Annotated in this window: 4 protein-coding genes; 2 read left to right on the plus strand and 2 right to left on the minus strand. The window is 75.3% G+C overall.

All coding sequences use genetic code 11. The features are described from left to right. Nucleotides 1-1010: PHB depolymerase family esterase (locus ND748_RS20965; protein WP_285902469.1), on the plus strand; the 1010-nt coding region annotated here is incomplete at its 5' end. A 399-nt stretch (nt 1011-1409) separates the two neighbouring features. After that, on the plus strand, nt 1410-2078 hold the full coding sequence (locus ND748_RS20970; protein ID WP_251747698.1) for a hypothetical protein: 669 nt from the start codon (nt 1410-1412) through the stop codon (nt 2076-2078). Nucleotides 2079-2099: 21 nt separating this feature from the next. On the opposite strand, the gene fxsT is transcribed toward ND748_RS20970, so the two are convergent. Beyond that, on the minus strand, nt 2100-5177 hold the full coding sequence (gene fxsT, locus ND748_RS20975) for an FxSxx-COOH system tetratricopeptide repeat protein (RefSeq protein WP_251747699.1): 3078 nt from the start codon (nt 5175-5177) through the stop codon (nt 2100-2102). Nucleotides 5178-5297: 120 nt separating this feature from the next. Beyond that, a partial coding sequence (hrpA, locus tag ND748_RS20980; RefSeq protein ID WP_251747700.1) for an ATP-dependent RNA helicase HrpA occupies nt 5298-7254 on the minus strand: 1957 nt, incomplete at its 5' end.

Below are 7254 nucleotides of genomic sequence, written 5' to 3' on the forward strand. Positions count from 1 at the left end.
GCTCCCCGCTCCCGGCGGCCGCCCCGCTCCTCGTCGGCACCTGGCCCGCCGGCGGGTCGCCCACCGGCGGCGCCTCATCCGTCGCCGCTCCATCCGCTGGCGCCAGTTCACCTGCCGGCGCCAGTGCGCCCGCGGGCGCCGGCCTGGCCGCAGCCTCGGGCGCGGCGACCTCCGCCGGGCCTTCCGCCTCCGCCGGGCCATCCCCGGCGGCGTCCGGCCCGGTGGCACCGGCCGCGGACACGGTGCATCGCCTGGCCTCCGGGCGGACCTACGAACTGCACACCGACGTCCGGCTCTCGCCCACGTTTCGCGGCACGGCCCGCCCGTTGGTGATCCTCCTGCACGGCCTGCTCAACAGCCCCGAGAACGTGCGGGACATGTCGGGGGCGGGTCCCTTCGCCGACGCCCAGGGCTTCGCCGTCGCCTACGGGGTCGGCGTCCACGAGGCGTGGAACGCCGGCGGCTGCTGCGGCCAGGCCACCACCGACGACGTCGGCTACCTGCGCCAGGTCGTCGAGGACGCCGCCCGCCACACCCCGGTGGACCGCAGCCGGGTGTACGTGTGGGGCTTTTCCAACGGCGCGATGCTCGCCGCCCGGGTCGCCTGCGAGGCCCCCGACCTGGTCGCCGCGGTCGGCATGGTCGGCGGGCAGGCGCTGGTGTCCTGCCCGACCGTCCCCGTCCGGATGCTGCACATCCACGGCACCGCGGACAGGACCGTGCCATGGCGCGGCGGCTGGTCGGACTACCTGAAGATGAACCTCCCCGACGGCGAGGCCGAGGCCACCCGCTTCGCGCCCGACTCCGAGCTGCACCACATCCTGTGGGACGGTGGCCATGCCTGGCCGTGGTGGGCCATCGGCGCGCTGTGGGACTTCTCCGCCCCCGCCTCCCTCGACGCTCCGCCCATCCCGGACGCCCTCGCGGCTCTGGGTGCCGGTTCGGCCCTGGGCGCCAGCGTCGCCGCGGCTGCACCTGCCGCGCCCGTTGCCCCGGGGGACGGGCCGTGACCCGGTCCGGGCCCGGTATCCCGGCGCCGACCGCGTCAGGCTGACTCCAGGGGCGTTCGACAGCGCCATGTTCGCGCGGGTCACCTCGCGGCTGGACGCGGTTCCGCGGAACCGGATGGCCGAGTCCCGCGCGGTCCGTGGCCGCGGGGTCTGATCGGCGACGAGTGCGAGGTCGGCTCACTGGTCGCTGTGGCCGCTGGCCGCGCCACCTGGGGGCGGCGGCAGAGCTGTGCGGGGCCGGCGGGACCGCTGGGGACGGCTACCCGGGGTCAGGAGAACTCGGAATCACTGGTCCCGGCGGGCCATCACGGCCGTCCTCGCGATAGCGGCGGTCGGGGGAACGGCGAACCGGTAGCAGTGGGATCATTACCCGCAGTCCCACGCACAGGGGAGGACCCGATGCCCGACGAACCCGCCGAGCGGCGCACCGACCCCGCGGCCGAGCACGCTGCCCCGGCGGCGTGGCCGCCGGCATCCGGCGCCGGTGCGAAGCCGAACGCCGACCCGTCCTCGACTACCGGCCCGTCCTCGAGTGCCGAGCCGTCCTTGAGCGCCGACCGGTTCCCGAGTGCCGAGGCGGGCCCGAGAGCCGCCGCGGGCCCGGACTCCGAGGCGACGCCCGATGCCGGCGGGACCGGAGAGGAGCCGACAGGCTCGACGTTCGCGAGCAAGTACCCCCTGCGCCCGGTCGACTGGGACGGCTCGTTCAGCCGGACCTGGGGCTCCCGCCTGAGCGAGGAGATGGCAAACGAGCGCGCGGCCGAGCAGGAGCGGGCCTGGCAGTCGGAACATCTCAGGAAGCTCCGGCAGGAATCGCTGGAGAGGATGGACGCGGAGTCGGAGCGCCAGGAGGCGCAATTGCCGGCGGAACGCAGGCGGCAACAGTCGGCGTCGGCCGGCGGCCAGTCCGCGCGGGCCGCGGCGGCCCGTGAACTGCAGCGCAAGCTGGACAAGCTTGACCGGTTCTCGGGCGATGCCCCCGGCGGGTCGGCCGGATCGGCGGACAGCGCCGGGGCGGCGGAGCCCGACTGGCCCGCGGGGCCGGAGGAACCGGTTGACCCCCGCTAAACGCGGGTCGGATCGGACTGCCTAGGGCCCGCCGTAGTCGAAATGCCGTTCGGGCGCGGTCGGTCGTTCGGGTGGGGGCGCATCGTCGCGGGTCTGGCCGAGGGTGTCGGCGAGGGCGCGGCGGGCCCGGGTGCTGTCCGGGTGGAACGGGCCGATGTCCCGCAGGGAGTCGGCGAGCGCGCTGCGCTGCAGGGCGATGGCGTCGGCCGACCGACCGGCCTCACGGTAGGTGGCGGCGAGAGTGTCACGGCTGGTCCGGGCGTCGGGATGGTGGCGGCCGAGGATCTGCTCGCGCTGCGCGAGGACGCCCTCGTTGAGGTCGATAGCTTGGCCGACCCGGCCGGTGGCCCGGTAGACCGCGGCGAGGCGGTCGGCGGTGCGCAGGGTGGCTGCGTCCCCGTCGCCGTGGAGGCGGCGCTGGTCGGCGAGTAGCCGTTCGAGGACCGGGCGCGCGGCGTTGAACTCTCCGGCTCGGCGGTAGGCCTGGGCGAGGGAGTCGCGGCCGTTGACGGTGGCGGGGTGATCGGGCCCCAAGACGCGTTCGTGGCGGTCGAGGACGCGCCGGAGATGAGGAACGGCATCGCTTGGCCGTCCCAACCGGACGTGGCTCTCGGCGCAGGCTTCACGGACCTCGGTGGTCTCGTGATGATCGGAGCCAAGGATGCGTTCTCGGCCGCGGAGTGTCCATTCGAGCAGGGGGAGCGCGCGTTCGGGCTGGCCCGCGTCGAGGTGGGTGTGGGCGAGGCCGAGCGCGCTGTCGAGGGTCCGCGGATGGTCGGGACCGAGGACTCGTTCGCGGCCGGTCAGGGCGTGGTCGAGCTCGCGGGTGGCGTCGTCGGGACGTCCGGCACCTTGGTAGGCGACGCCGAGCTGGTGGTGGGTGGCGAGGGCGTCGGGATGGTCGGCGCCGAGGATGGCGTCCCGGGCGGCGGCGGTGTGCTCGAACAGCGCGGTGGCCTCGGCGGTGCTGCCGGTCCGGCGGTAGGCGACCCCGAGCTGGTGCTCGGTGGCCAGCGTGTCGGGGTGGTCCGGGCCGAGGACACGGTCGCGGGCGGTGAGGGTGGCGTCCAGGAGCTGGGTTGCCGCGTCGCTGTGGCCGGCGGCGTCGTAGGCGCCCCCGAGGTTGTGCTGGCTGGTGAGGGTGTCGGGGTGGTCGGCGCCGAGGACGCGGGTGCGGTCGGCGAGGGTGTGCTGGAACATGGCGGTCGCATGGTCGAGGTGGCCGGCCTGCTGGTACGCCTGGGCAAGGCTGTCCCGGCTGGTGAAGGTGTCGGGATGGTCGGCGCCGAGGATTCGGCTGCGGTCCGCGACGTTGTGCTCGGCGAGGGGGCCGGCCTGGTCGACGTGGCCGGCGGCGAGGCCGGCGCGGATGAGGGTCTCGCGGGCGGCGAGGGTGTCGGGGTGGTCGGGGCCGTCGAGCCGCGCGTGGGCGGTGGCGGCGCGGTCGGCGAGGGGGAAGGCATGGCCGGGGTCGCCCTGTTCGAGCAGGTAGGCGGCGGTGTGCTCGGCGAGCCAGGCCATCCGCGGGTTGTCGGGAACGCTGCCGGTGGCGCTCCAGGTTCCCGTGGCGGAGCCGGTGCCCTCGGCGCCCCTGTCGGTCTCGGCGCTCCCGGTGGTGGTGGTGACCTCGGTGGTGACCTCGGGGGCGGTCTGGGCGGCGTCGAGGACGGCCAGGGCGTGCGGCAGCATCTCCCGCCACGCCGGCCAGGCGTCCGGGTTCGCGGTGACCGTGTCGGGGAGGGCGGCCCGCAGCATTCCGGCGAGCGCCGTGACGATCTGGTCGGCCTGCTCGGGAGCGGTGTGGGCCCGCACGGCGGTGCGTACCAGCCCGTGCATTGCCACCGCGTCGCCGTCGCGGTGGGTCAGACCGGCCCGATCCAGCGCGCCGACCGTCCGTAGGAAGGCGAGTCGGTTGTCGCTCGCCCCCCGCAGTTCGGCGTTGGGGATCAGCTCAGGGTCGGCGGTGAGCAGCCGCAGCGGCAGCGGTGCCTCGTCGGCGTGCGCGACGATCCGGAGCAGATGACCGGCGGCGGGGGCCTCGGCGTCGAGGTGGCCGATCGGCTCGTCCCAGAGCGTGGCAACGGTGACGCCGGGCCGGCCGGGGACCGCGCCTTCCGCCAGCATGAGCGCCGGGTCGTCGCGCAGCAGGTCGGCGTACGCCGCTGCCGGGATCGCCCCGTCGCTCATCACCCGGACCGCCTGGTCGAGGGCGAACGGATGGCCGCCCACGAGCTCGGCGATCTGGCCGGCGGCGGTCCGGTCGACGGCCGGAAGCCGCTCGGCGAGCAGGGTGATCGAGTCGGGTCGGCTCATGGGGCCGACCGGCACGGTCCGACCGAACGGCTCCCAGGCGGGGTCGCGGGAGGTCAGCAGCACCCGGCCGGACTCGGCCGGCCGCAGCCACGCCGGCAGCGCGGCGGGTTCGGGGGCGTCGTCGAGGATGATCATCCAGCGGAGGTCGGTCCGGTCGAGACGCGCGAGGACGGCGGACGGTTCGGCGCGCTCGGGCAGGTCGAGCGCCGGGGCGAGCCGGCGCATCCCCTCGTGGATCAGCTCGGGGCGTCGCCCGGACAACCACCAGACGACGTCAAGGTTCTCCCGATGGGTGCGGGCGAACTCGCCGACCAGGCTCGTCTTCCCGATCCCGGCGAGGCCCGTCACGGCGACGAGCGGGGAGTCCGAGACCGCCTCGCCGAGCCGGCCCAACGCGTCGGCCCGGCCGACGAACCTCGCCGGCGCGGTCGGCACGTTCCACACCGCCGGCATCGACAGCCCGGCCAGGCCCGCCCTGCCTGCGTCCGCCCTGCCTGCGTCCGCCCCACCTGCGGCCAGCTCGCCCGCCGCCGCTGCCGGGTCGATCGCCGCCTCGCCCGGTAACCGTCCCCGTGCCGCCCTGAACAGGCGGATCCGGCCGAGCTCGACAGCGCCGTTCGACAGGGCCTGCGACACCTCTGCCCAGAATGCCGAGGCGTCGGGCGCCCCCCACGGGTGGCGCTCGGCGGGGAAGCCCGCAGTAACCAGCACCCGCCGCGCCGCGGACGGCTCCGGGAACGCCGCGGCGAACGCGCTGATCTCCGCGTGGGACAGACCGTCCGTCACTGGCCACCCCCCGACAGCCCGAGTCCGCCCAAACGCCGCCGACATCCGCAGAGTGGACATCATCCCACCACGCAGAGCCAGCGTGACGTCACCCCCGCGGCAGGCCCGGGGCCGACGACGTCAGCCGAGGAGGGTGTCGATGGCGCGGTACACGCGTTCCTCGGAGACGGGGTACGGGGTGCGCAGGTTCTGCGCGAACAGGCTCACCCGCAGCTCCTCGAGCATCCAGCGGATGCGGCGGATCTCCTCGCCCGGCTCCCGGCCGGCGGGAACCGTTGCGAGCAGCTCCCGGTAGGCCTCCCACGCCCGCCCCACGGTCGCGATGTTGAGCCGGTCCCGGCCGGGGTCGCGGGGCAGCCGTTCCAGCCGCCGTTCCAGGGCGGTGAGGTAGCGGGCGAGGTCGGCGAGCCGGTCCGCGCCGGTGTCGGTGACGAAACCGCGGTAGATCAACGCGTCGAGGTGCCCGCGGGCGTCGGTGACCGAGGCGGCCAGCGCCGGCGCGCGCAGCTCCCGCAGCGCCAGGTCGACGGTGTGCGCGAGCGCGAGGATCTGCTGGACCTCGCGGACGACCGCGAACGACGCCTCGGGCAGGCCGGCGCGCACCGCGGCGAGCAGCGCGGTGAAGCCCGCCTCGTCCCAGGCCGGACCGCCGGCGGCGGAGATGAGGCGGTCGGCGGCCGCCCGCACGCAGTCGTCGAGCAGGTCGGCGGCGTCCCGGTGCGGGTTGTGGCTCAGGGCGAGCTTCGCGGCGTTGGACAGCCGCCCGTTGAGGCCGCGGATGGGCGAGGCGACGCCGAGCAGCACGAGCCGGCGGGTGCCGGCCCACATCGCCTGGCGCTGCTCGGTCTCGGTGTCGGTGGCCCGGACCGAGACGGTGCTCCCCTCGTCGACCAGCGCCGGGAACGCCTTGACGACGTGGCCGCCGCGGCGCAGCTCCACGACCTTGGGCAGGGCGCCGACGCCGGCCCAGGATCGCAGCCCGGTTCGTTCGACGCCGTCCGCCGCGGCGGCCACGGCCTCCCGGGTTCGCGGCCGCAGCCGCTGCTTGATCGCGTCGAGGTCCTTGCCCTCGGCGAGCACCGCCCCGCGGACGTCGGAGACCCGGAAGGTGATCCGCAGATGGTCCGCAACGGCGGCCAGCGACCAGGAGTCCCGTGGGATCTCCGGGCCGCCCATCCGGCGCAGCTCGTGCTCGACCGCGACCAGCAGCGGGGCCTGACCCGGGGTGATGTGCGCGAGCACCGCGCGGGCGTAGTTCGGTGCCGGCACGAAACTGCGCCGCACCACCTTCGGCAGCCCGCGGATCAGCGCGGTCACCAGCTCCTCGCGCAACCCGGGGACCTGCCACTCGAAACCCTCGGCGCTCACCTGGTTGAGCACGGGCAACGGAATGTGCACGGTGACCCCGTCGGCCGCCGCCCCCGGTTCGAACTGGTAGCTCAACGGCAGGGCCAGCTCGCCGAGCCGCCAGACGTCGGGGTAGTCGGCCTCGCGCACGTCCGCCGCGCCCGCGGAGACGAGCAGCGAACGGGGAAAGTCGAGCAGGTCGGGGGAGTCGCGCCTGGCCTTGCGCCACCAGGCGTCGAAGTGCCGGACGGAGACGACGTCGGCCGGGATCCGCTCGGCGTAGAAGCCGAACAGCACCTCGTCGTCGACGACGAGGTCGCGCCGGCGCGCCCGGTGCTCCAGCTCCTCGGCGTCGGCGAGCAACCGCTCGTTGCGTCCGAAGAACTCGTGCCGGGTCTGCCAGTCGCCCTCGACCAGGGCGTGGCGGATGAACAGCTCCCGGCACAGCGCCGGGTCGATCCGGCTGTACTGCACGGGGCGGCCCACGACGATCGGCACCCCGTAGAGCGTCACCCGCTCGTCGGCGAGCACCGCCCCCTGCCGGCGGGACCAGCGCGGCTCGCTGTAGTTGCGGTGCACCAGATGCCCGGCCAGCGGCTCGATCCAGTCCGGGTCGATCCGCGCCGCGGTGCGGCCCCACAGCCGCGACGTCTCGACGAGCTCGGCGGCCATCACCCAGGCCGGCGGCCCGGACGGACGCTGCCGCCCCGCGTCCGGGCCGGACCCGCCC

Source organism: Frankia sp. AiPs1 (assembly GCF_023716945.1).
Lineage (GTDB): Bacteria > Actinomycetota > Actinomycetes > Frankiales > Frankiaceae > Frankia.